Origin of the sequence: Campylobacter sp. S4:11 (assembly GCF_024723695.1) — a bacterium.
Taxonomy (GTDB): Bacteria; Campylobacterota; Campylobacteria; order Campylobacterales; family Campylobacteraceae; genus Campylobacter_D; species Campylobacter_D jejuni_C.
The window spans coordinates 36,347-57,889 of record NZ_JANQDC010000001.1 but is presented as its reverse complement, the minus strand read 5'-3'; the positions used below and the strand labels follow the sequence as shown (position 1 = coordinate 57,889).

General features: G+C 30.6%; 28 protein-coding genes. 4 read left to right on the top strand and 24 right to left on the bottom strand.

Annotated features, from left to right (window positions below):
* Nucleotides 1–21 precede the first annotated feature (21 nt).
* From CAMP5053_RS00305 to CAMP5053_RS00265, 9 genes are all read right to left on the bottom strand, one after another.
* Nucleotides 22–993: a catalase gene (locus CAMP5053_RS00305; RefSeq protein ID WP_337217046.1), complete on the bottom strand. Its 972-nt coding sequence runs from the start codon at nucleotides 991–993 to the stop codon at nucleotides 22–24.
* A gap of 89 nt (nucleotides 994–1,082) precedes the next feature.
* Nucleotides 1,083–1,823, bottom strand: coding sequence for a rod shape-determining protein MreC (gene mreC, locus CAMP5053_RS00300; RefSeq protein ID WP_087699719.1), 741 nt, complete (start codon nucleotides 1,821–1,823; stop codon nucleotides 1,083–1,085).
* A complete protein-coding gene (locus tag CAMP5053_RS00295) occupies nucleotides 1,813–2,850 on the bottom strand; it encodes a rod shape-determining protein (RefSeq protein ID WP_012662095.1) in 1,038 nt (345 codons plus the stop codon). Before CAMP5053_RS00295 ends, mreC begins: the two co-directional genes overlap by 11 nt.
* Nucleotides 2,851–2,852: 2 nt before the next feature.
* A complete protein-coding gene (gene clpX / locus CAMP5053_RS00290) occupies nucleotides 2,853–4,082 on the bottom strand; it encodes an ATP-dependent Clp protease ATP-binding subunit ClpX (RefSeq protein ID WP_337217045.1) in 1,230 nt (409 codons plus the stop codon).
* The gene (gene lpxA / locus CAMP5053_RS00285) at nucleotides 4,075–4,866 is read right to left on the bottom strand and encodes an acyl-ACP--UDP-N-acetylglucosamine O-acyltransferase (RefSeq protein ID WP_087685677.1); all 792 of its coding nucleotides are present in this window, start codon (nucleotides 4,864–4,866) and stop codon (nucleotides 4,075–4,077) included. Before lpxA ends, clpX begins: the two co-directional genes overlap by 8 nt.
* On the bottom strand, nucleotides 4,866–5,306 hold the full coding sequence (gene fabZ / locus CAMP5053_RS00280) for a 3-hydroxyacyl-ACP dehydratase FabZ (protein WP_039619275.1): 441 nt from the start codon (nucleotides 5,304–5,306) through the stop codon (nucleotides 4,866–4,868). The genes lpxA and fabZ overlap by 1 nt, the downstream gene beginning before the upstream one ends.
* A 68-nt stretch (nucleotides 5,307–5,374) precedes the next feature.
* On the bottom strand, nucleotides 5,375–6,448 hold the full coding sequence (locus tag CAMP5053_RS00275; protein ID WP_337217044.1) for an epoxyqueuosine reductase QueH: 1,074 nt from the start codon (nucleotides 6,446–6,448) through the stop codon (nucleotides 5,375–5,377).
* Nucleotides 6,442–6,903 carry a thioredoxin-dependent thiol peroxidase gene (bcp, locus tag CAMP5053_RS00270; protein ID WP_337217043.1) on the bottom strand — a complete coding sequence of 154 codons (462 nt, stop codon included), beginning with the start codon at nucleotides 6,901–6,903 and terminating at the stop codon, nucleotides 6,442–6,444. The genes CAMP5053_RS00275 and bcp overlap by 7 nt, the downstream gene beginning before the upstream one ends.
* Nucleotides 6,900–7,106 (bottom strand): tautomerase family protein, encoded by a 207-nt coding sequence (locus CAMP5053_RS00265; protein WP_087699724.1) that lies wholly within the window; start codon nucleotides 7,104–7,106, stop codon nucleotides 6,900–6,902. The genes bcp and CAMP5053_RS00265 overlap by 4 nt, the downstream gene beginning before the upstream one ends.
* A gap of 97 nt (nucleotides 7,107–7,203) precedes the next feature.
* On the opposite strand from CAMP5053_RS00265, the gene ilvE reads away from it, so the two are divergent.
* The 4 genes from ilvE to CAMP5053_RS00245 are packed head-to-tail and all read left to right on the top strand — an operon-like array spanning nucleotide 7,204 to nucleotide 10,280.
* The gene (gene ilvE, locus CAMP5053_RS00260) at nucleotides 7,204–8,118 is read left to right on the top strand and encodes a branched-chain-amino-acid transaminase (RefSeq protein WP_087699726.1); all 915 of its coding nucleotides are present in this window, start codon (nucleotides 7,204–7,206) and stop codon (nucleotides 8,116–8,118) included.
* Between the two features lie 12 nt (nucleotides 8,119–8,130).
* Nucleotides 8,131–9,201 (top strand): prohibitin family protein, encoded by a 1,071-nt coding sequence (locus CAMP5053_RS00255; RefSeq protein WP_087699728.1) that lies wholly within the window; start codon nucleotides 8,131–8,133, stop codon nucleotides 9,199–9,201.
* A gap of 11 nt (nucleotides 9,202–9,212) precedes the next feature.
* Nucleotides 9,213–9,749 carry a DUF2393 family protein gene (locus tag CAMP5053_RS00250; protein ID WP_087699730.1) on the top strand — a complete coding sequence of 179 codons (537 nt, stop codon included), beginning with the start codon at nucleotides 9,213–9,215 and terminating at the stop codon, nucleotides 9,747–9,749.
* A complete protein-coding gene (locus CAMP5053_RS00245) occupies nucleotides 9,750–10,280 on the top strand; it encodes a DUF2393 family protein (protein ID WP_087699732.1) in 531 nt (176 codons plus the stop codon).
* 3 nt (nucleotides 10,281–10,283) lie between these two features.
* On the opposite strand, the gene purF is transcribed toward CAMP5053_RS00245, so the two are convergent.
* The 15 genes from purF to CAMP5053_RS00170 all read right to left on the bottom strand — a co-directional run bounded on the left by purF (nucleotide 10,284) and on the right by CAMP5053_RS00170 (nucleotide 21,543).
* Complete coding sequence (purF, locus tag CAMP5053_RS00240) at nucleotides 10,284–11,624, bottom strand: amidophosphoribosyltransferase (RefSeq protein ID WP_087699734.1); 1,341 nt, start codon at nucleotides 11,622–11,624, stop codon at nucleotides 10,284–10,286.
* A complete protein-coding gene (gene dapB / locus CAMP5053_RS00235; protein WP_047208648.1) occupies nucleotides 11,625–12,353 on the bottom strand; it encodes a 4-hydroxy-tetrahydrodipicolinate reductase in 729 nt (242 codons plus the stop codon).
* A gap of 71 nt (nucleotides 12,354–12,424) precedes the next feature.
* Nucleotides 12,425–12,676: a PepSY-like domain-containing protein gene (locus CAMP5053_RS00230; RefSeq protein ID WP_391527392.1), complete on the bottom strand. Its 252-nt coding sequence runs from the start codon at nucleotides 12,674–12,676 to the stop codon at nucleotides 12,425–12,427.
* 102 nt (nucleotides 12,677–12,778) lie between these two features.
* Nucleotides 12,779–13,717, bottom strand: a complete 939-nt coding sequence (trxB, locus tag CAMP5053_RS00225; protein ID WP_214099993.1) for a thioredoxin-disulfide reductase — start codon at nucleotides 13,715–13,717, stop codon at nucleotides 12,779–12,781.
* 117 nt (nucleotides 13,718–13,834) lie between these two features.
* Nucleotides 13,835–14,149 carry a thioredoxin gene (trxA, locus tag CAMP5053_RS00220; protein WP_039619298.1) on the bottom strand — a complete coding sequence of 105 codons (315 nt, stop codon included), beginning with the start codon at nucleotides 14,147–14,149 and terminating at the stop codon, nucleotides 13,835–13,837.
* A 50-nt stretch (nucleotides 14,150–14,199) separates the two neighbouring features.
* The gene (locus CAMP5053_RS00215; RefSeq protein ID WP_087699740.1) at nucleotides 14,200–14,538 is read right to left on the bottom strand and encodes a YraN family protein; all 339 of its coding nucleotides are present in this window, start codon (nucleotides 14,536–14,538) and stop codon (nucleotides 14,200–14,202) included.
* Nucleotides 14,538–15,791, bottom strand: a complete 1,254-nt coding sequence (locus CAMP5053_RS00210) for a homoserine dehydrogenase (protein WP_214099994.1) — start codon at nucleotides 15,789–15,791, stop codon at nucleotides 14,538–14,540. Before CAMP5053_RS00210 ends, CAMP5053_RS00215 begins: the two co-directional genes overlap by 1 nt.
* A gap of 1 nt (nucleotide 15,792) precedes the next feature.
* Nucleotides 15,793–16,995 (bottom strand): LL-diaminopimelate aminotransferase, encoded by a 1,203-nt coding sequence (locus CAMP5053_RS00205; RefSeq protein WP_087699743.1) that lies wholly within the window; start codon nucleotides 16,993–16,995, stop codon nucleotides 15,793–15,795.
* 11 nt (nucleotides 16,996–17,006) lie between these two features.
* Nucleotides 17,007–17,813, bottom strand: coding sequence for a hypothetical protein (locus tag CAMP5053_RS00200; RefSeq protein ID WP_087699745.1), 807 nt, complete (start codon nucleotides 17,811–17,813; stop codon nucleotides 17,007–17,009).
* On the bottom strand, nucleotides 17,807–18,682 hold the full coding sequence (locus CAMP5053_RS00195) for a hypothetical protein (RefSeq protein WP_087699747.1): 876 nt from the start codon (nucleotides 18,680–18,682) through the stop codon (nucleotides 17,807–17,809). Before CAMP5053_RS00195 ends, CAMP5053_RS00200 begins: the two co-directional genes overlap by 7 nt.
* Nucleotides 18,675–19,355 (bottom strand): 23S rRNA (guanosine(2251)-2'-O)-methyltransferase RlmB, encoded by a 681-nt coding sequence (gene rlmB, locus CAMP5053_RS00190; RefSeq protein WP_337217042.1) that lies wholly within the window; start codon nucleotides 19,353–19,355, stop codon nucleotides 18,675–18,677. Before rlmB ends, CAMP5053_RS00195 begins: the two co-directional genes overlap by 8 nt.
* Before the next feature lie 19 nt (nucleotides 19,356–19,374).
* A complete protein-coding gene (gene rsmI / locus CAMP5053_RS00185) occupies nucleotides 19,375–20,193 on the bottom strand; it encodes a 16S rRNA (cytidine(1402)-2'-O)-methyltransferase (protein ID WP_214126228.1) in 819 nt (272 codons plus the stop codon).
* Nucleotides 20,193–20,393 (bottom strand): 50S ribosomal protein L31, encoded by a 201-nt coding sequence (rpmE, locus tag CAMP5053_RS00180; protein WP_012662118.1) that lies wholly within the window; start codon nucleotides 20,391–20,393, stop codon nucleotides 20,193–20,195. The genes rsmI and rpmE overlap by 1 nt, the downstream gene beginning before the upstream one ends.
* Nucleotides 20,394–20,470: 77 nt before the next feature.
* Nucleotides 20,471–21,133, bottom strand: coding sequence for a 16S rRNA (uracil(1498)-N(3))-methyltransferase (locus CAMP5053_RS00175; protein WP_087699753.1), 663 nt, complete (start codon nucleotides 21,131–21,133; stop codon nucleotides 20,471–20,473).
* Nucleotides 21,133–21,543, bottom strand: coding sequence for a hypothetical protein (locus CAMP5053_RS00170; RefSeq protein WP_214126230.1), 411 nt, complete (start codon nucleotides 21,541–21,543; stop codon nucleotides 21,133–21,135). Before CAMP5053_RS00170 ends, CAMP5053_RS00175 begins: the two co-directional genes overlap by 1 nt.

The window sequence follows — 21,543 nt, the reverse complement described above, 5'->3', positions numbered from 1 at the left end:
GCTCTTAAAGAGCTAAAAAATTTATTGACGCTTACCAAAAGTTATAGCATAAGCTTCATTTCTTATATCAAATAAAGGATCTTGTGGTGGATTAACCCCTTGAGGTACATCCGAAGGAAAATATACATCAAAATTACAATCTTCATCGCTCAAGGCATTAACCTTAAAAGTCCCAACTAGACTTTCTTTGTGCTTACCACTCCATAAAGCCGTTGTTTCATTGGTAATATCATTTTTATTTGCATATACTAAATACATTTTATATTCCACCGGTTTATTAGCCTTTATGCGATTTTGAAAATCTTCTTTTAAAAAATCACTACTTGCACTTTTCATTTGTGCTTCATTTAAATATGCCACACCTTCACTTGGAACTAATTTCCATCTTGCTGGTAAATAGTTTTCTCTATCTGCTTGTTTAAAATAAAAAGTATGAATACTAAAAAATGGAGTATTTGCTACACTTTTACTAATACCAATTTTATCAGTATATGCAGCAAAATTTCTATAAGAATCAACTTCTTGTATCATTTTGCTTATTTTTTCTTGATCGACTTTACCATTTACAGGAAGTCTCATTTCAAAAAACTGACCGAATTCTTTAGGATTTTTTGCGAAATTTATTTCTGTATTTAGCATAACCATAGTCCAAGAAGCAGAATCTTTAGGATCAGTAATTCTAATAGCCATGCCTCTTGTTTTGCTTTTATCATCTTTAAAAGCCCCGCCTAAAGAATATCTTACTTGGATTGGTAAGCTTTTGTGTGTTAATAAAGGTACATCAACTTCTTTATTGATAGACAAATCTGGCTCAAAAGTTCCCATAGCACAAAAGCCCTTTACATGATTAACTTTTGATTTTGGATTTTTAGGATCTGCATTAAGTTGATAAAAAATATCTGCTATTTTTTGTGCATCATATTCTACTTCATTTGCATAAATAGCACCACTTAAACAGCAAATAGCCAAACAACTGCTAATATATTTTTTCATTAAAGCTCCTAGTTTCAAACTTAGAAGCTATTGTAATATTTAATTATAAATAATAATTTATATCAATTAAAATAAATAATTTTTTACTATTAATTTTCTACCATATAAAAATAACTTGGTGTTTTCATTTTAACATAAGGTTTAACATAAGCATTTTGATAAGCACCCTCTTCTTCTATTTTAAAAATTTCTCCCACTGGAATTCCTGAAAAGAAAATCTCATCTAAGCCACTTGTATAAACCTTATCACCCATTTTAAGCTCAAGCCATTTAGGGATATATTTAACTAAAACATAATCATTTCTTCCATAAGCTATACCTGGTGCTTGCTCTTTACCTATGTAAACAGAAAAAATACATTCCTCATCACCTTGCAAAAGGCCCAAAGCTCTGCCATTTTTTTCTATAACTATACCTGCTGTATAGCCATTATAAATTAAACCTTTGATTTTTCCTTTATAGTCAACATCAAGCCAAACCTTATGATAATCACTAATTTGAGCATAAGAAGTTGCCTTAACTATGCTCACACTAGGATAATAAAAACTTGAGTTTTTATCGCTTAAAATGTTATTTAGCTCATTAGCAAAGTTTTTCATGTAGATATTGTTTTTCTCAAGCTCGGCATTTCTTTCTCTTAAAGTTCTAATTTCTTCAGCTTGATTAAAATGTTCGTTGAATTTATTTTTTAAAAGATCAATACTTTGAGAAAATTGATTAACAATAGCAATGTTTAAATCTAAAACATTTCGTTTTATTACATCTCCATAATAAAACGAAATAAATACTAAAAAAGATAATATTAAAACGCTAAGAATTTTACTCTTCATTCGTTAGCTGGTGTAATAATGAAATTTCTTCTAAAGCTTTACCCGTACCTTTTGCAACTGCTAAAAGTGGCTCATCAGCTACATATACTGGAAGTTTTACAATTTCAGATAAATATTTATCAAGCCCACGTATTAAAGCTCCACCTCCTGTTAAAACAACACCATTTTCAACAATATCTGCCGCAAGATCAGGTGGCATCATTTCAAGAACGATTTTTAAAGCATCAGCGATTTCTTTTAAATGCTCACGCATAGCCTCTCTTACATCTTCACTTGTTAGTTCAATTCTATTTAACAATCCTGTTACTTGATCACGCCCTTTAACCACCATAGAAAGCTCTTTTGGGAGCTGAACTGCTGAGCCTATTGCGATTTTAATCTCCTCGCCCGTTCTTTCACCTATGACAAGGTTGTATTTTTCTTTTACATAATTTACTATGCTAGTATCAAGCTTATCGCCAGCTGTGCGAATTGATTTTGATATTACAAGTCCACCTAAAGAAGTAACGCCAATTTCAGTTGTGCCACCGCCAATATCTACCACCAAGCTCCCTTGAGGCTCTCTGATTGGTAAATTCGCACCAATAGCTGCTGCCATAGGTTCTTCTATCAAAAATACTTCTCTAGCACCCGCACTCAAAGCACTTTCTCTAACTGCTTTTCTTTCTACTTGGGTTAATCCATAAGGAACTGAAATGATAATTCTAGGTCTTAAAAAAGATTTTCTTCTATGAGTTTTTTCTATAAAATAACGGATCATTTTTTCAGTCATATCAAAATCAGCAATCACACCATCTTTCATAGGACGGATTGCTTCGATATTACCTGGGGTTTTTCCTACCATTTCCTTAGCTTCTTTTCCAACAGCTAAAATTTTAACCCTACCATATCTTTCACGCTCTACTGCAACAACCGAAGGTTCATCAATCACTATACCTTTATCTTTTACCAAAACTAAAGTATTTGCAGTACCTAAGTCAATCCCCATATCACTTGAAAAAAATCCAATTATTTGATCTAAAATCATTCTCAGCCTTTAACTTTTTTATTTTTTATAAATAAAGGTTTTGCACCTTCTTTGATCACTTCTTTAGTAATTACTATGCTATATCCATTATACTCTGGCAAATCAAACATCAAATCTACCATCATCTCTTCAATAATACTTCTTAAACCTCTAGCCCCTGTTCTACGCTCTAATGAAAGCTTAGCAATCTCTCTTAGTGCTTCATCTTCAAATTTTAATTCCACATTATCAATAGCAAAAAGTTTTTGATATTGTTTAATAATGGCATTTTTTGGCTCTGTCAAAATACGCACCATGCTTTCTTCATCAAGCTCTTCTAAAGAAGCAAGCACATGTAATCTTCCTATAAGCTCAGGAATAAGCCCAAAATGCACCAAATCATCAGGCTCTAGCCTTTGAAGCAAGGCTTCTTTTTCATCTTTTTTATCATCAGTAAAAAATCCCATGACATTATCGCCTAGTTTTCTTTTAATAATATCACCAATACCATCAAAAGCCCCACCACACACAAATAAAATATTAGTTGTATCTATTTGTATAAAGTCTTGATTTGGATGTTTTCTACCGCCTTTTGGTGGGATATTTACCAAAGATCCTTCAATGATTTTAAGTAAAGCTTGTTGCACGCCCTCACCACTCACATCTCTTGTAATAGAGCGATTTTCACCCATTCTTGCAATTTTATCTATCTCATCGATAAATATAATCCCTTTTTGTGCTCTTTGTACATCTCCATCAGCAGCTTGCAAAAGACGAGTAAGAATATTTTCAACATCTTCTCCTACATAACCTGCTTCAGTTAAAGAAGTCGCATCGCAAATTGCAATAGGCACATCTAAAAATCTAGCTAAAGTTTGCGCCAACAAAGTTTTTCCACTTCCTGTTGGACCTACTAATAAAATATTTGATTTTGCTAATTCTGTATCATCATCTTCTAAGTCAGATCTAAAAAGCCTTTTGTAGTGATTATACACCCCTACACTAAAGATTTTTTTAGCTCTATCTTGTCCGATGACATATTTATCTAAATATGCTTTTAATTCTTTAGGAGTTATGTCTTTAAAATTTTCTTTATCAACTTCTTTATTTTTTAGCTCTTTTTCCTCTCCAAAGAAAATATTGCAAGCACTTTCAGCACAATACTCACATATAAAGGCATTATTATAATCATTTACTAAAATTCTTCTTTCACTTGTTTCTATTTCATTGCAAAAACTACATCTTTTAACCATGGTTCTTTTCCTTATATATAGGAATTCCTCTTTTTGTTTCTAAGATAAAATTACACATTTTTTTAACATTTTCACTAGAAGTACTTTCTAATAAATTTAAAGCATTATCTTTTAGATTTCCTTGTCTGAATAAAAATTTAAAAGCCTTGCTTAAAACATCTACTTCTTCTTTGTCAAAACGTCTTCTAATCCCTACTAAATTTAAACTTCTAATGCTTGCACGATTTCCCTCAGCTAAACAAAATGGCACCACATCTTGAGAAAGCGCACTAGCACCTGCTATCATACACCCCTCGCCTACTTTTACAAATTGATGTATTGGAGTAAGCCCACCTACTACGGTATAATCTCCAAGTTCTACATGACCTGCTAAAGTAGCATTGTTTGCTAAGATGATATGATCTCCTAAAGTACAATCATGTGCAATATGAGAATAAGCCATGATAAAAGCATTATCACCTATTCTTGTAAATCCATCGCCCTTAGCTGTACCTGAATTAATAGTAACAAATTCTCTAATAACCGCATTTTTTCCTATGATAACGCCTGAGTTTATCTCATCTTTATAAGATATATCTTGTGGGATATCTCCAACTATGGCATAAGAAAACACTTTAGAATTCTCACCTATAGTTACATTGGGTAAAATTCTTGCACCTTGTTTGATGATAGTATTTGCACCTATATTGGCATTTTTACCAACATAAGCATAAGCTTCTACTACAACATCATCTGCTATAATAGCTCCATCTTCTATAACTGCACTTGGATGAATTTTGCTCATCATTTATCTACTATCATAGCTTTAAGTTCAGCTTCTGCTACTAATTGTCCATCTACAAAAGCTTTTCCTTGAAAAATCCACATATTTCCGCGATTTTTCACCACACTCATTTCATAATCAAGTCTATCGCCTGGACGCACTGGATTTCTAAATTTAGCATTATCAATACCTGTAAAATATACTACTTTAGTACTTGGATCTACTTTATCATCCATACTTTCAAACGCTAAAACCCCTCCAGTTTGCGCCATACCTTCTAAAATTAACACACCTGGATAAATTGGATGATCTGGAAAATGCCCCATAAAAACATGATCGCTTATACTAATATTTTTATAACCTCTAACAACTTCTTTGTTTTTTAATTCTACGATTTTATCTACAAGTAAAAATGGATACCTATGTGGTAAAATTTTTTGAATTTGCATTACATCTATCATAAATTTAGCCTTAAAATATATTCAAAATTCAGATTTTACAAAAAAAATATTAATAAATTAATTAAGTTTTATAACTTCACAATCTTTTCTTTACTATCAAAATAAATTTCACTTTTTGCCATAAATTCATAAGCGCCTTTAATAATATTTTCAACAATAATCACCGGTGAAAGATCATAAGCACCAAAATGCTTTTGCCTTATTTTGATTTCTTGCTCTATTTTTAAAGGATTTTGTAAAAAATCTTCGTAATTTTTAAATCGCATTTTACATAAGCTATTAAAATAATCAAAACTCCATAAATTAATCTCATCCTTTGCACTTTTATAATACTTTAAACCCTCATCTAAAATACTAAATTTGGTATAAGAATTTTTAAAATGTGAGTAAAATAAAACATGAGTTTTTATGGCTTGTTTGTTTTGTTTTATCAAAGCTCTTAACAAACGATAATTTAAAAATTTCTCTCTTTGAATTTCAAATTTAATGCCTTTTTTTTCTAAACTTTTTACTTGGTTATAAAATTTTATTTTTTCTTCTATACTTGAAGGCAATATTTGTTTATTAATAGGACTCATCAGCTCATCTATAAAGGCTTTTTGACCTTTTTGTTTAGAAAGCGCATAAATACAACCACAATAATTTTGATGATAAAGCATATCTTGCTTTGCTAGGGCAAATTGTCTTTGTGTGCCTCCATTTTTTCTAAAATCAGGTGCTAAAAACTCTATGCCAAATTTATCACATTCTTTTTGTAAAGCTAATTTTAATTGCTCTAAATCTTTTTTAGGAGATGTTAAAAGAGTTGTTGTAAGTTTTTTTTCTCCTATTTTTTGGGCAAATTCAACACTTTTATGCATTCTAAAATCAAAACAAATTTGACATCTTGCGCCTTTTTCAGGCTCATCCTCATAGCCCTTTACACTCTCAAGCCATTTTTCATACTCATATTCACCCTTATAAAGTTTAATGCCTAATTTATCACAACTACGCTTAACATCTAAAAATCTAAGTTCATGCTCACTATATGGATGGATGTTTGGATCATAAAAATACCCGATGATTTTCTCATCAGGATAGGCTTTGCTTAATTCTTGTATAAAATAATGACTATCCACGCTACAACAAATATGCACTAGCATAATTCTTTTAACACCTTAAAAGCATGATCTTTAGCTTTTACATTTTTATAAATTTTTGCGATATTTCCTTCCTCATCAATTACAAAAGTAGATCTTATAAGCCCTTCATACTCTTTTCCATAATTTTTCTTTAAACCCCAAGCACCATAGAGTTTGCAAATTTCTTTTTCACTATCACTTAACAAAGTGTGTTTTAAATCATATTTTTTTATGAAATTTTCATGTGATTTCACACTATCTGGACTAATACCTATAATCACAGCATTTTGTCCTAAAAAATCATCATAACTTTGACTAAATTCACAAGCTTGTGTAGTACAACCTGGGGTATTATCTTTTGGATAAAAATACAAAATAATTTTTTTACCCAAAAAATCACTTAGAGAAATTTTAACTCCATCTTGATTTAAAAGTTCAAAAACCGGGGCTTTATCACCAATTTGTAATTCTTTCATTTTTTACCTTTCATTCTTAATTTTTCTACACTTTCACCACCAAAAGCAATATTATATGGCTCAATATCTTCTAGCATTATGACTATATTTTGCTTTGGCTTATTATATTTTGTATGTAAAAGCTCTGTAATATCTGCTATCAACTCTTCTTTTTGCGCTTTGCTAAATTCTGGTTTAGCAAGTTTTATATTAATAATAGGCATTGTTTTTCCTTGCTTTAAATAAAGAATTTTACTATATTCTAGCAATTATTAGTATATTTTTGATAAAATTAGTTTTATTTTCAATAAAGGCTTGGTTATGATTAGGGCAAAAAAAATTTGGATGGATGGAAAAATCATTAATTTTGATGATGCAAAAATTCATGTTTTAACACATTCATTACATTATGCAAATGCAGTTTTTGAAGGAACAAGAGCTTATAAAACACAAAATGGTTTAGCAATTTTTAGATTAAAAGAACATACTAAAAGACTTTTAGAGTCTGCAAAAATCACTTTAATCAACTCACCTTTTTCTCAAGAAGAACTTGAAAATGCGCAAGTTGAACTTTTAAGAGCAAATGATTTTCAAAATAACACTTATTTGCGCCCATTGATCTTTTTAGGTGATGGAACAATGGGAGTTTATCATGCTAAAGCTCCTGTTAGAGTGGCTATTGCTGCTTGGGAATGGGGTGCTTATTTGGGCGAAGAAGGCTTGGAAAAAGGTATTAAGGTTAAAATTTCTTCTTTTGCTAGAAATAGTGTAAAATCTAGCTTAGGTAAAGCCAAAGCAAGCGCAAATTACTTGAATTCTCAAATGGCTAAATATGAAGCTATAGAAGCAGGATATGAAGAAGCTTTAATGCTTGATGAAGAGGGTTTTGTAGCAGAAGGAACAGGCGAGTGCTTTTTTATGGTTAAAGATGGAAAATTAATCACCCCGCCAAATGATTTTTCATTAAAAAGTATCACTCAAGATACTGTTTTAAAAATTGCACATGATTTGGGCATAAGCGTAATGCGCCAAAGAATTTCAAGAGATGAAGTTTATGTGGCCGATGAAGCATTTTTCACAGGAACTGCAGCAGAAATAACTCCGATAAATAATATTGATGCAAGAATTATAGGAAATGGAAAAAGAGGTGAGCTAACAACAAAGCTTCAAAATGCGTATTTTGATATAGTTTATGGACGCAATGAAAAATACGCTTCTATGCTAACTTATATTTAATAAAGGAACTAAATGCCAGCTGATTTGAATGATTATTTTAATAAAAAAAACAATCAAAACAACAATAAGCAAAATTTAAATTTCAAAGCTCCTGATTTTAATTTCAAGGGTTTTGGAAAATTTTCTCCATTAATTTATAGTGCGATTGCGATTATTTTAGTTTTTGCACTTTTTAAACCTTTTGCAATAGTTAATTCAGGGGAAATGGGGATCAAGTCTACCACGGGTAAATACAGTCCTACTCCGCTTGAGCCAGGACTTCATTTTTTTATGCCAGTATTGCAAAAAATCACTATAGTAGATACTAGAGTAAGACAAATTAATTATGCTTCCATTGAAGGCGTAAATGAAAATTTACAAATAGGCTCAGGAGTTGTAAATAAAAATAGTATTTCAGTACTTGATTCAAGAGGTTTGCCCGTATCTATTGATGTAACCGTTCAATATAGATTAAATCCTTTGCAAGTTCCTCAAACCATAGCTACTTGGGGGCTTAATTGGGAAAATAAAATCATTGATCCAGTTGTAAGAGATGTAGTAAGAAATGTAGTAGGTCAATATACTGCGGAAGAACTTCCAACAAATCGTAACACCATAGCAGTGCAAATTGATCAAGGCATTAGAAAAACTATAGAAAGCCAACCAAATGAACCTGCTGAACTCCAAGCAGTACAGCTTAGAGAAATTATCTTACCTATAAAAGTAAAAGAGCAAATCGAAAGAGTGCAAATTGCCAAACAAGAAGCTGAAAGAACTAAATATGAGGTTGAAAGAGCTAACCAAGAAGCACTTAAAAAAGCAGCTTTAGCTGAGGGGGAAGCAAATGCAACCATTATTAGTGCTAAAGGTAGAGCGAGTGCAGTTAAAATTGAAGCTGATGCTCAAGCATATTCAAACAGAGAAATAGCAAAAAGTTTAAACAATCCTTTACTTGATTTAAAGCAAATCGAAACTCAAAAGCAATTTAATGAGGCTCTTAAGGTTAACAAAGATGCTAAAATTTTCTTAACACCTGGTGGAGCTGTGCCAAATATTTGGGTTGATAGTAAAGATAACAAAAGAACGAGCTCGGTAGCTAATTAAAAGATTAGTTGATGAATGTTCAGTATTTTCGAGAGCAAATGGTTTTTTATACAACCCATTTGCACTTGATTGATTTTTTACTAATAGCTTTGGTTGTATTTTTTTTTATTATCACTTTATTTATTGCTTTAATTATTAGAAATAAACCTGCTTTTGCTTTTATGGTTATTTTTTTAGGAATTTTATGTTCAATTAGTATTGCATATTTGGGATATTTTTTAATTGACACCAAAGTAAGATCTAGAATAACTAATTTAGATCATGTACAATACTTTGTATATGACACCTCATTAAGTGTTGATTACAGCTTAACAAACACTTCTAAAAAAAGTTTTAAATATTGCAAATTAAATGTGGAAGTCTTTAAAAAAAGTGATGAAAATAATAGTTTTAGAGATTTATTGCACAATATAAAACCTTTAAAAAGCAAATCTACCATTATAGAAGAAACAATAAACCCTAACCAAACCATTAATTTTAAAACCAAATTTTCCGATTTTAAGGAAGGTCAAAATTTTGACATTAAAATTTATTCTAAGTGTTTTTAAATGGGATATTTTAATTTTTTTCATATTCTAATCATTTTCATTATGTTAGCTTCCACAGGCTTGACTTGGGTTTTACTTTACTTAAAAGTTCAAAATAAAAAATATATGATTATTTTTTGCGTAGTAAGTTTTATACTTGCTTTAATTTTAACCATCTCACTACTGCTAACCATAGATCAATACACTAAAAAGGCAAGTTTGAGTAATTTTTCAACCTACAGACGCTTAGCAACAGAAAGCATTATAGTCAAAGGTAGAATTACCAACGACACTAATTTTAAGCTTTCAGAGTGTTTTTTAGAGCTTAGAATAATTGATGATAATAAAAAACATGAAGTTAGTGGCGAAATTTTTAATCAACAAAATTTTGATAGTATCAAAAGAGCAAACCAACAACAAAGAGATGCGTCATATAATATAAATATTGCAAAAAACTTACCAGGGCATACCTATAAAGATTTTTCATTTGAAGTGGGGTTGCCACCTCATTTTCAAAGTTACAAGATATTCAAACAATTAAAATGCAGATGAGGGTTATTTAATAAAATAATCCCCATCGAAACTAATCAAAGAATATTTTCTTTCATCGCCTATACTTGAAACTAATTCATCAATATCTAAAAAAGTCAAGCTATCTGCGCCTGTATATTCTCTAACCTCTTCAACGCTCTTATTAGCCGAGATTAGTTCTTCAAAAGTAGGAGTATCTATACCGTAAATATCAGGAAATTTGATTTCTGGGCATGCTATAGCCAAATGGATTTTTCTTGCACCTGCCTGTTTTAAAAGTGCGATGATTTTTTTAGAAGTTGTTCCTCTTACCACACTATCATCAATCACCACTATATCTTTGCCTTCTAAAACTTTTTTCATAGGATTGAGTTTTAGTTTTACTTTCAAATTTCTCATTTCTTGAGTTGGCTCTATAAAGGTTCTGCCTACGTAATGATTTCTCACTATTGCCATTTCAAGTGGGATTTTTAAATATTGCGCAAAACCTATAGCAGCACTCACGCCACTATCTGGAACTGGCACTACAAAATCCACTTTTTCTTTAAATTTTTTAGCTAGGGCTTCACCCATTTTTTTACGCACTTCATATACGCTTTTACCTTCTATAATACTATCGGGTCTAGCAAAATAAATATATTCAAATGCGCAAATTCTTGGATCTGTCTTATCAAAAACTTGAATACTTTCAAACTCATCACTACCTTGAGTAAAAACTAGCATCTCACCTGGCTTTACATCACGAATAAATTCAGCCTCTATCAAATCAAAAGCACAAGTTTCACTCACTACAATATACCCGCCATCTTTTAATCTGCCTAAAGACAAAGGTCTAACCCCGTAAGGATCTCTTACTACAAAAAGTTGATTTTTACTAGCAAGCATAAAGCAATATGCTCCCTTGCTTTGAGTCAAGCTTTCTATAAATCTATCTTTTAAAGTTTCTTTTTTGCTTTTTGCTATTAAATGTACCACATTTTCTGTGTCCATATTTGAGTGAAAAATAGCGCCACTATCAATTAGCTCTTTTCTAACTTCTTCTTTATTAATTAAATTTCCATTATGTACTAAAGAAATATCCCCCAAAGAACAAGTAGCCGCAACAGGCTGTGCATCATGCAAAGAAGAATTTCCTGCCGTAGAATAACGATTATGTCCTATAGCTATCTCACCTTTTAATCCTGCTAAAATTTGAGTATTAAAAATTTGTCCAACCTCACCTTTAGCTTTATGAGTTTTGATATTTAAACCATCACTTACACTAATCCCGCTTGCTTCTTGTCCGCGGTGCTGCATTGCAAATAAAGCATAATAAGCCACCGTACTTGCATTTTTTGAATTAATTACTCCAACTACTGCACACATTTAAATTCCTAAACAATCATCTATATCATATAAGCCATTTTCTTGAGAAACTAGCCATTTTGCACATTTTATTGCACCTTTTGCAAAAGTAGCTCGTGATGTTGCGGTATGATTTAACTCTATAAATTCACCTTCATTGTAAAAACCAACCCTATGTGAACCCACTATATCGCCACCTCTTAAACTCATCACTGCAATTTCATCTTTGCTTCTTTGCCCAATAATCCCATCTCTACCGCTTACTCTAACTTTTTCTAAGTCTAAATTTCTAGCCTTTGCAACACTTTGTGCTAAAGTCATCGCAGTACCACTTGGAGCATCTTTTTTCTTATTATGGTGCATTTCAAGTATTTCTATATCAAAATCTCTCAAAGCCTCACTAGCTAAATAAGAAAGTTTTTTTAAAATCGCCACACCCAAAGACATATTAGTTGCATAAAGAATAGGCATAGTAATACTTGCACTTTGCATCAATTCATTTTGCTTAGCATCTAAACCTGTAGTGCCTATCACCAAAGGCTTAGGATTACTTCTTGCGTATAAAAGCAAATCCTCACAACCCTTTGGAGTAGAAAAATCAATAATCACATCACATTTATTAAAAAAATCTTCATAATTTGATCCTTGATCAAAAAACGCACTAGCCTTTGCCTGCTCATCATCTTCTAAGCAAAGTCTTATTTGAGTGCCCATACGCCCGTTACTTCCATGAATTCCAATATTAATCATTTTAAAATCTGCCTTTTTAGAATTTGGAAAATTGTAGCGTTTATTTATTTAAAAGCAAATAACTCTTTTAATTAATCATCCCATTTTTGACCTAAAAAATTTCCATTTCTATCAAAAAACATTTCCATATTATTACTTAGTTTAATTTCATATCCAAACTCTTCCCAATCTACATCTACAATAAAAGCTCTAGGAAAGGAACTTTGAATTTTATCCATAATAGGTTTAGAAAGTCCGTAATAATTTTGCGCATAAGGATTATGCTGAGGCATATTTTGTTGATACAAGTTAGCATTTTGTTGTGTAATATTTGCACTAGCCATTAGCACTAAAGTTGTACTTAGAATTAGTATTTTTTTCATTTTAGATTCTCCTTAATTTTTATAGGAGAATCTTAATTAGTTTTTGTGAAATTTAAGTGAAGATTAATGTAAGCTTTCAATATAAGCTAAAGCGCTAAGCGCTGCAACCGCTCCATCACCTGCTGCGCATATTACTTGTTTTGGCGCATCTTTTCTTAAATCACCTGCTGCAAATAATCCTGCAATATTAGTTTGCATTTTAAGATCTACACTCACTTGACCGCCTTCTTCCATGGCACATAAAAACTCACCATTATCTTGTTTTAAAATTTCATTTCTTACATTCAATCCAACAAAGGTAAAGATTCCAGGCACATCAAGTTCTCTTTTAGAGCCATCATTAAATGCTATTTTAATTTTATTAACACCCATATTATCGCCACAAACCTCATCAACTACTGCATTTGTGATTAATTCTATTTTTTCATTATTCTTTACTTTTTCAACTGTTGAAGGTGCTGCTCTAAATTCATCTCTTCTGTGGATTAAATATACTTTTGAGCAAATATTAGCTAGATACAATGCTTCTTCTAAGGCTGTATCTCCACCACCCAAAACAGCTACTTCTTTGTTTTTATAAAAAAAGCCATCACAAGTTGCACAAGTACTTACACCTTTACCAAAAAATTCATCCTCACCCTTAAAACCAGCACGACGCGGTGTAGAACCTGTGCATACAATTACAGCTTTTGCTTGTTCATTTTTACCACCTTCTAATTTTATATTAAAACTTCCATCAGTATTTTTGCTAATTTGTTCTACACCTACCATTTCATGTTTTAAACCAAAACGCATACATTGCTCATTCCAAGGAGCCATAAAAGAAATTCCATCTAAAACTTGAGCAACGCCAGGGTAATTTTCAATTTCTGAACTTGAAGTAATTTGTCCGCCAGGCATACCTTTTTCAAACATGACAACATTTTTTAATCCACCTCTTGTAGCATACAAACCGGCACTTAAACCCGCAGGTCCACCACCTATAATAGCTAAATCCAACATAATATTTTCCTTGTAGTTTTATTTATAGGTATTATACAAATTTTTCTTTAATTATAAATAATAAAAATTATTAAATAGTAAAAAATATGAAGAAAAGCCACAAAAAGTGGCTTAAGATTATAAAAGTGAGTTTAGTTTGTCTGCTAAAGCTTGTTTTGATTGAGCGCCCACTAGCTGATCAACCACTTCACCATCTTTAAAGAAAATGATAGTTGGGATAGATCTTACACCAAATTGTGCAGCCAAATCGCCTTGCTCATCTGTATTTACTTTACAAATTTTAGCCTTACCATCAAAATCATTTGCAAGCTCATCAATTACTGGTGCAAGCATTCTACAAGGTCCACACCATGGAGCCCAAAAATCTACTAAAGCTACACCTTCTTTTGCTTGTGCAAAATTTTCTGTAGTTAAATCAATATATTTTCCCATTTTTTCTCCTTTATTTTTTCACATTTTATTAAATTAGAATAAATATTCTCTTAATAACCGATGTTCTCTAAAAGTTTTATATCATCTTTATATACACAAAGCAAATCTATTTGATAATTCTCATCACTTTTGTGTTTCATAAAGTAATATTCTATAGTCTTAACAATTTTATTATATTTTTTATTATCTAATCTATATTCTACTTCATAATCACCTTGTGTGCTTTTAACTTCAACAAAATGTAAAATTTTATCTTTTTTAGCAATGATATCGATTTCTCCGAATTTAGAATGAAAATTTCTTTTTAAAATTTCAAAACCTTGAGTTTTTAAATACTCACACGCTAAATCCTCTCCTTTTTTACCAAAAAGATACTGCATAAGCGCCATTAATCTTCTATTCTCATCATAAAAACATCATCTTTTACAAATTCTTGTTCTCTAAGCTTTTGAGTTAAAATTTGTATATTTTTTTCATATGTTTGATGAGTAATGAAAAATAAAGTACTACAATCTTGCTTTTCTTTTTTAGGTTTTTGTAAAAATGTATCAATTGAAATTTGATGTTCACTCATTAATTGTGTAATTTTTGATAAAACCCCTATTTTGTCTAATACTTTTAATCTTAAATAATATCTTGTATAAATTTCATCTTTGTTTAAAACTTTATAAGAAGTATCATTTAAATATCCAAAAATAGCACTGTTTTTTTCTTTTCTTGCTATATCGATTAAATCTGCTATCACAGCACTTGCAGTTGCCTTGCCACCTGCTCCTGGGCCATAATATAAACTTTCACCCAAAATATCTCCATCAACACTAATAGCATTCATCACTCCATCAACTTTTGCTAACATTTTGTCTTTATTTAACATAGCAGGATGAACCCTTAGCTCTATTTTTTCATCTTTTATTTTAGCAATACCCAAATGCTTTATGGTGTATTCAAATTCTTTTGCAAAATAAATATCTTCATCACTTACCTTACTAATACCTTCAATCAAGATATCTTCAGGTTTTACTCTTAGTCCATAAGCAATATTTGCTAAAATCAAAAGTTTATGCGCAGCATCAAAACCTTCTATATCAAAAGTTGGATCAGTTTCAGCATATCCTAAATCTTGTGCTTTTTTTAATACTTCTTGAAATTTAGCATTATCCTCAGTCATTTTACTTAAAATATAATTGCTTGTACCATTTAAAATACCTTTAATAGAAACAATATTATTAGCACTCAAACCCTCTTTTAAAATTTTAATAATAGGAATTCCACCTGCCACACTTGCCTCATAACCAAAAGCTGTATCTTGTGCTAATTTTTCAAGCTCATAGCGATGATAAGCAAGCAAAGCTTTATTAGCGGTTACTACTGATTTTTTTCTTTTTAAAATCTTTGAAATTATCTCAAAAGGTAAATCAATACCGCCCATTAACTCCACAAACACATCAATATCTTCACGCTCTAAAACCTCATCAATATCATTTACTACAGGAATCAATGCATTTGGCTTTGGATTTCTTGCCAAAGCAATCACTGGAATAATTTCTTCATCACATCTTGCTTTGATTAAATCTTGATTTTTTAACAAAGTTTCTACAACAGCACTTCCTACCGTGCCATAGCCTAAAATTGCTATTTTCATTTTATTCTCTTAAATATTTTTTTATATTTCTTGCTGCTTGACGAATGCGGTTTTCATTTTCTATTAAAGCTATTCTAACATACTCATTACCCGCTTCACCAAAGCCAACTCCAGGGCTTACCGCTACATTTGCTTTCTGCAAAAGCTGTTTGGAAAATTCCATACTACCAAGATGAGCCTTACTTTGAGGAAGTTTTGCCCAAACAAACATGCTTGCATTAGGCTTTTTCAGCTCCCATCCTGCTTGAAAAAACGAATCAAGCAAGACTTCTAATCTTCTTGCGTAAGTTGCTTTAATCTCTTCAACACAAGTTTGATCTCCATCTAAAGCTATAGTAGCAGCGACTTGTATAGGAGTATACATACCATAGTCAAACCAAGATTTGATTTTTTTCAAAGCTGCAATTAAGCATTTATTGCCTACCACAAAGCCCACACGCCAACCTGCCATATTGTAAGATTTTGAGAGCGTATAAGTTTCTACTGCTACATCTTTAGCACCTTCAACTTCAAAAATCGAAGGAGTTTTATAAGACCCAAAAGTCAAATCTGCATAAGCAATATCAGAAATAATATAAAATCTTTCTTTTTTTGCCATAGCAACTAATCTCTCATAAAAACTTTTTTCCACTGTAACCGTTGTAGGGTTATGCGGAAAATTTACTACTACATATTTTGGACGCGGAATGCTTTCATGTAATGTTTTTTGTAAATTTTCAAAAAAAGTATTTTCATTTAATTCATAATTTTCATTAAAATCAAAATTCATAGTCGCTACATTACCACCTGCTATGATAAAAGCTTGGGTATGTATAGGGTAAGCAGGTGTAGGCACAATAGCTACATCTCCTGGGTTAATAACGGCTCTTGCTAAATTTACAAAGCCTTCTTTAGAGCCCATCGTTGCGACAACTTCACTTTCGGGATCTAAATCGACATCATATTTTCTTTTATACCAATTGCAAATTGCAAGTCTTAGTTTATAAATTCCACTAGAAGCGGAATAACCTGAAGTTTTTTCTTTGTTTGCACTTTCACAAAGCTTGTCTATAATATGCTGAGGAGTTTTGCCATCAGGATTTCCCATAGAAAAATCTATTATATCCTCCCCTGCTCTTCTTGCTGCCATTTTAATCGCATTAACTTCAGCAAAAACATAATTTGGAAGTCTTTCTATGGTATTAAAATGAATTTCTTCAAACATCGTCCATCCTTTTAGCGTCTTAAGTAAATTTTTAAACCCCTTTTTATATTATCAAGGCTAAACATGTCCCCTATAATAGCATATTTTGCACCCAATGGTATATTTACATTTATTTCATTTTGCTTGTGTGTATTTTCTACACCTTGAATAAAATTTAAATTTTTATCTAAAAACTGAATTTTACAAAACCAAGAATCAAGATTATGCGCACTAAGCTCCATACTTTTTGCACCCTGCAAATCAATAATATATTCTCTTAAAGGTTTGTTTAATTGAGTAATGGTATTTAGTGAAATTTGAGTATTAACTTTGGGTTTTGCTTTTGAAAAGTCCAATTCATACTCATAATTTAGCTCTGAAATTTTAGAAATGTCTTTAATAAAAACAGAACTTCCTAATAAAGCCTTATAAAAAACTCCCGGATCAAGCATGTACTGAGAATCTACAGCTAATTTATAAGTGATATAATTTTCTCTTAAAGTTAATTCAGTTGGTATAAAATACACATAGCCTAGCTCGTTTAAAGTATCGTTAATTGTTTTAAAAAATAAAACAGAATCAGCTTGAGCTTTAAAACTAAAAGTTAGAGTTTTTGGCTCATTTAATATAAAATTTGCCAAAGAATTAGTTTTTAAAATTTGAGAAATAGTGTAAATATCTACATTTCCGCGTTCATCTTTATAATCATTCCTTGCAAACAAAAGCTCTAATTTTGCATCTTTGGAATTATCATTAACAATATGTTTTGCAACTTCTAAAGCACTTAGTGCAAAAGCATTAAGGGTAAAAAAAATGGAAAATATTAAAATTCTTACCATAATTTTCCTCTATTTTCTTTGATAAATTCAGCTTTTGTAATTTGTTTGATTTTACCATCTTTAATCATTAAAAATTTAGACACGCCATTTTTAAACTCTAAAGTATTGTTATTTTCATCATTTAAACTAAAAGCAGCGTGACCTGTAGTAATTAACATATCCTTATCTAAAGATAAAACATAATCATTTTTAATAGTTAAAGAACTCTTTCTAAAAGTTTTTAAATCCACCATACCAAGCCAAAGCTCTGCACTTGGTTTTATAATGCTTTCATTGAGTAAAATGATATTTTCTTCAGGCATATTTGAGCTAGCATTATCTTCTAGTGTTTCTTCTATGGTGTTATTACTCTCATCTATTGGCTCTAAAATAGTTGTATTTGTTTCATTATTTTCCATAACATTATCAATAAAAAAATTAAGAACTGGTGTTTCATTTTCATCAACTTTTTCTTCTAAAACAACCTGCTCTTGATTTAATACATTGGTAGTATTTTCATCTAAAGTAGAACTTTGAAAAAATCTTGAAACACCCCAAGCTAAAGCTACCATCAAAAGCACTACTACTATAATCACAATATACCATACACTTGAGCTTTCTTTAGTATATGAGTTCATTCTAGGTGAAATATGCACATGATTTTTTCTCTCAATGCCATTTTCCTCTAAATACATATGATATTCTTCTAAAAAATTAGAAAAATCAAGCTCATACTCTCTTTGTAAAATTTTAATGAAACCGTTTACATTAAAGCGAGATAAAGACTTGAAATCTTTTTTGATGATATACTCAAGACAAGCTATTTCTATTTGTGTTCTTTTTTGAACTTCTAATAAATTTAAATCTTCTAATTTTTTCCAACTATCCATTTTTCATCCTATCGCAAAGTATTGCAAACGCTGCACTAACATTTAAACTATCAAAATCATTGTGCATTTTTATACCTACGCACTCATCGCATTTTTTAAGTATCTTAGGTGCTATACCAAAACCTTCACTTCCCATAATCAAAACTTTTTTATCTTTGGCCTTAATAGTATGTATATCACTACCTCCACTTGCACTAGCATAGATATAAAAACCTTTTTGTTTTAACTCATTTATCATACTTAAAATATCATCATTTAAGACTATTTTCATATCTAAAGCCGCACCACTGCTTGCACGGATAACTCCATCTATAGCCACACTTTTAGCTACCAAAATAATCCCATCAGCACCCAAAGCATAAGCACTGCGCACGATAGCACCTATATTTCCAACATCACTAATATTATATAAAATAATTATAAAATCTTTTTCTTTTAAACTCTCAAAAGAACTAAACTCAAACTCATCAATTTCCATTAAAAAACCTTGATGATTTCCACCTCTTGCTAAACTTTGTGCGGCCTTAAAATCAAGTTTTTTAATTTTTTTTGATACCTTTGCTATTTTTGAAAAATCAGCTTTTTCACATTCTTTTGCTAAATAAATTTCTTTAATTTTTTCTTTATGCTTTTCTAAGATATAAAAAAACACTTGCTTACCATAAACTATCATTTTTAAATAATAACCAAATTCAACTTAAAAGCAGTTTTTGATAATTTTCTTTTGGAGATTTTGCATTGATTTTCGAAAGAAGTTTTGCTTTTGCTTTTAAAGGTAAATCAAGCTCATAAATATCTTGCTCACACAAGGTATTTTGATGAAACTGCTTTTCTTTGGCACTTACCACTACACACCATTCACCACGCAAATCCATTATTTTTAATTTTTCCAAAACCTCTAAAGCTTCTGCTCTAAATTTAGTTTCAAATTTCTTTGTTGCTTCTTTTATGATAAAAATTTCTCTTAAAGGATCAATTTTACTAATTTCTTCTACTAAATTAAGTATTCTAGTGGGCGCTTCATAAACTATACTAGGATAAGGATTAAGCATTAAATTTTCAATATCTTTTTGTCTTTGAGGATTTTTATTAGCCAAAAAACCCATAAAAATAAATTCTTTTTTACAAAATGCACTTGAAACTAATGCAAGCAAAGCAGCATTTGATCCTGCTAAGACTTCATAGTCAATATTGTTTTTAATAGCATATTCAATTAAAAATTGTCCCGGATCGCTAATACCTGGCATACCCGCATCACTTAAATATGCAATATCTTGTTCAAAAAAACTCTCATCTATTTTTGCCAAAAAATCTTTTTCATTATGAGTATGTAAGGCTAGATATTTATCAGGTTTTATTTCTAAATTAAATTTTTCGTTAAGAAGATGGACTAAAGATTTGCAAACTCTCGTGTCTTCACATAAAAAGAGTTTGCATTTTTGTAAAATTTCTAAAGAATGAAAAGAAATATCGTTTAAATTTCCTATGGGTGTAGGAATAAAATATAACATTATTGCATTGCGTATTTTTTCTTAAATTTCTCTACACGACCCGCAGCATCTACGATTTTTTCACTACCTGTAAAAAATGGATGACAACTTGAGCAAATATCAACTTTAATTTCTGGTTTATTTGACTTAGTAGTAAAAGAATTTCCACAAGCACAACTAACTTTGCATTCTACATATTCTGGATGAATTTCTTTTTTCATTGTTTATCCTTTTTCAAAACATTAAGGCGTAATTATATAGATTTTTATATAAAAAATAGCTAAATTTAAGCGTGTTTTTAAATTATGAATTTTGAAGCAACCCCTACCAAAGCTGTTTGCGCTTTGAGTATGAAATTAGCTTGTAATTTTGCTTTTTTTGTATTCACTTCTCTTTCTTTTTGAGAAAATCCACCTTCAGCGCCTACTAAAAAAACATGCTTACTAGGCTCAAAACTCATCAAATCTTCACCTTCAAAGTCTATCAAAACAATATTTTCATAAGCTTGTTGAAATTTTTTAAAATCACCAAAGCTTTCAAGCTCCATTAAAGAAGCACGACCGCATTGTTGGGATGATTCTATAAGAATCTTTTCCATTCTTTTAAAATCTAATTTAAAATTTTTTTGTGAATAGTCCATATACACAAAAGAAAGCTTTGCCACTCCAAGTTCATTTAAAAAAGGCAAGGTTTTTTCTATGATCTTTGGATCAATCACTGCTAAAGCTAAGTGCAAATATGTTTTTAATTCTTGTTTTTCTTCTTTTTTATCAAGTAAATTTAATACACAAGAGCGTCTAGAAAGCTCTATACATTCATAAGTGTAAGCAAAAAAATCTTTTAAATTTTTTAATATGATTTTATTACCTACTTTAATTCTTCTAGCTTTTAAATGTAAGAAAGCTTCATTTTCCAACTCTAAATTTAAAGCACCACTTTGTGGGTGATATAAAAATCGCATTAAAAATAAAACCTTTGAAGCAAATAAGGCACAAAAAGTAAAAATATACCCAAACACAAAATAAAAAAGCTTAAAAACCTAAATTTGGCATAACGCTTAAACAATCTTGCTTTTTTAAATAAAATAAATTGATAAATAGCCAAAGCAAAAATCAAAATCCAACAAAACCACATAGAAAGTATATAGAGATTTAGCTCAAAATACTTTAAAGCCCAAAGCAAACTTCCTGTAAAAAGTGTAATTGCTAAAAATAAATAATAAATTGGCAAAAAAAGGCGAATTCTTTTTATAAAAATAAACTCTTGCGAAAAACTACTTTGAGTTAGATATAAATAAAACAACATTAAAAAGCCATTTGCATATAGACTATATACATGCAATGCTAAGAAAAACTCATAACTTTGATCCAT

What these genes read in the sequence shown, in the direction of transcription:
- CAMP5053_RS00305 (WP_337217046.1), bottom strand. Translation starts at nt 993, where the DNA reads ATGAAAAAATATATTAGCAGTTGTTTGGCTATTTGCTGTTTAAGTGGT.
- mreC (WP_087699719.1), bottom strand. Translation starts at nt 1,823, where the DNA reads ATGAAGAGTAAAATTCTTAGCGTTTTAATATTATCTTTTTTAGTATTT.
- CAMP5053_RS00295 (WP_012662095.1), bottom strand. Translation starts at nt 2,850, where the DNA reads ATGATTTTAGATCAAATAATTGGATTTTTTTCAAGTGATATGGGGATT.
- clpX (WP_337217045.1), bottom strand. Translation starts at nt 4,082, where the DNA reads ATGGTTAAAAGATGTAGTTTTTGCAATGAAATAGAAACAAGTGAAAGA.
- lpxA (WP_087685677.1), bottom strand. Translation starts at nt 4,866, where the DNA reads ATGAGCAAAATTCATCCAAGTGCAGTTATAGAAGATGGAGCTATTATA.
- fabZ (WP_039619275.1), bottom strand. Translation starts at nt 5,306, where the DNA reads ATGATAGATGTAATGCAAATTCAAAAAATTTTACCACATAGGTATCCA.
- CAMP5053_RS00275 (WP_337217044.1), bottom strand. Translation starts at nt 6,448, where the DNA reads ATGCTAGTGCATATTTGTTGTAGCGTGGATAGTCATTATTTTATACAA.
- bcp (WP_337217043.1), bottom strand. Translation starts at nt 6,903, where the DNA reads ATGAAAGAATTACAAATTGGTGATAAAGCCCCGGTTTTTGAACTTTTA.
- CAMP5053_RS00265 (WP_087699724.1), bottom strand. Translation starts at nt 7,106, where the DNA reads ATGCCTATTATTAATATAAAACTTGCTAAACCAGAATTTAGCAAAGCG.
- ilvE (WP_087699726.1), top strand. Translation starts at nt 7,204, where the DNA reads ATGATTAGGGCAAAAAAAATTTGGATGGATGGAAAAATCATTAATTTT.
- CAMP5053_RS00255 (WP_087699728.1), top strand. Translation starts at nt 8,131, where the DNA reads ATGCCAGCTGATTTGAATGATTATTTTAATAAAAAAAACAATCAAAAC.
- CAMP5053_RS00250 (WP_087699730.1), top strand. Translation starts at nt 9,213, where the DNA reads ATGAATGTTCAGTATTTTCGAGAGCAAATGGTTTTTTATACAACCCAT.
- CAMP5053_RS00245 (WP_087699732.1), top strand. Translation starts at nt 9,750, where the DNA reads ATGGGATATTTTAATTTTTTTCATATTCTAATCATTTTCATTATGTTA.
- purF (WP_087699734.1), bottom strand. Translation starts at nt 11,624, where the DNA reads ATGTGTGCAGTAGTTGGAGTAATTAATTCAAAAAATGCAAGTACGGTG.
- dapB (WP_047208648.1), bottom strand. Translation starts at nt 12,353, where the DNA reads ATGATTAATATTGGAATTCATGGAAGTAACGGGCGTATGGGCACTCAA.
- CAMP5053_RS00230 (WP_391527392.1), bottom strand. Translation starts at nt 12,676, where the DNA reads ATGGCTAGTGCAAATATTACACAACAAAATGCTAACTTGTATCAACAA.
- trxB (WP_214099993.1), bottom strand. Translation starts at nt 13,717, where the DNA reads ATGTTGGATTTAGCTATTATAGGTGGTGGACCTGCGGGTTTAAGTGCC.
- trxA (WP_039619298.1), bottom strand. Translation starts at nt 14,149, where the DNA reads ATGGGAAAATATATTGATTTAACTACAGAAAATTTTGCACAAGCAAAA.
- CAMP5053_RS00215 (WP_087699740.1), bottom strand. Translation starts at nt 14,538, where the DNA reads ATGGCGCTTATGCAGTATCTTTTTGGTAAAAAAGGAGAGGATTTAGCG.
- CAMP5053_RS00210 (WP_214099994.1), bottom strand. Translation starts at nt 15,791, where the DNA reads ATGAAAATAGCAATTTTAGGCTATGGCACGGTAGGAAGTGCTGTTGTA.
- CAMP5053_RS00205 (WP_087699743.1), bottom strand. Translation starts at nt 16,995, where the DNA reads ATGTTTGAAGAAATTCATTTTAATACCATAGAAAGACTTCCAAATTAT.
- CAMP5053_RS00200 (WP_087699745.1), bottom strand. Translation starts at nt 17,813, where the DNA reads ATGGTAAGAATTTTAATATTTTCCATTTTTTTTACCCTTAATGCTTTT.
- CAMP5053_RS00195 (WP_087699747.1), bottom strand. Translation starts at nt 18,682, where the DNA reads ATGGATAGTTGGAAAAAATTAGAAGATTTAAATTTATTAGAAGTTCAA.
- rlmB (WP_337217042.1), bottom strand. Translation starts at nt 19,355, where the DNA reads ATGATAGTTTATGGTAAGCAAGTGTTTTTTTATATCTTAGAAAAGCAT.
- rsmI (WP_214126228.1), bottom strand. Translation starts at nt 20,193, where the DNA reads ATGTTATATTTTATTCCTACACCCATAGGAAATTTAAACGATATTTCT.
- rpmE (WP_012662118.1), bottom strand. Translation starts at nt 20,393, where the DNA reads ATGAAAAAAGAAATTCATCCAGAATATGTAGAATGCAAAGTTAGTTGT.
- CAMP5053_RS00175 (WP_087699753.1), bottom strand. Translation starts at nt 21,133, where the DNA reads ATGCGATTTTTATATCACCCACAAAGTGGTGCTTTAAATTTAGAGTTG.
- CAMP5053_RS00170 (WP_214126230.1), bottom strand. Translation starts at nt 21,543, where the DNA reads ATGGATCAAAGTTATGAGTTTTTCTTAGCATTGCATGTATATAGTCTA.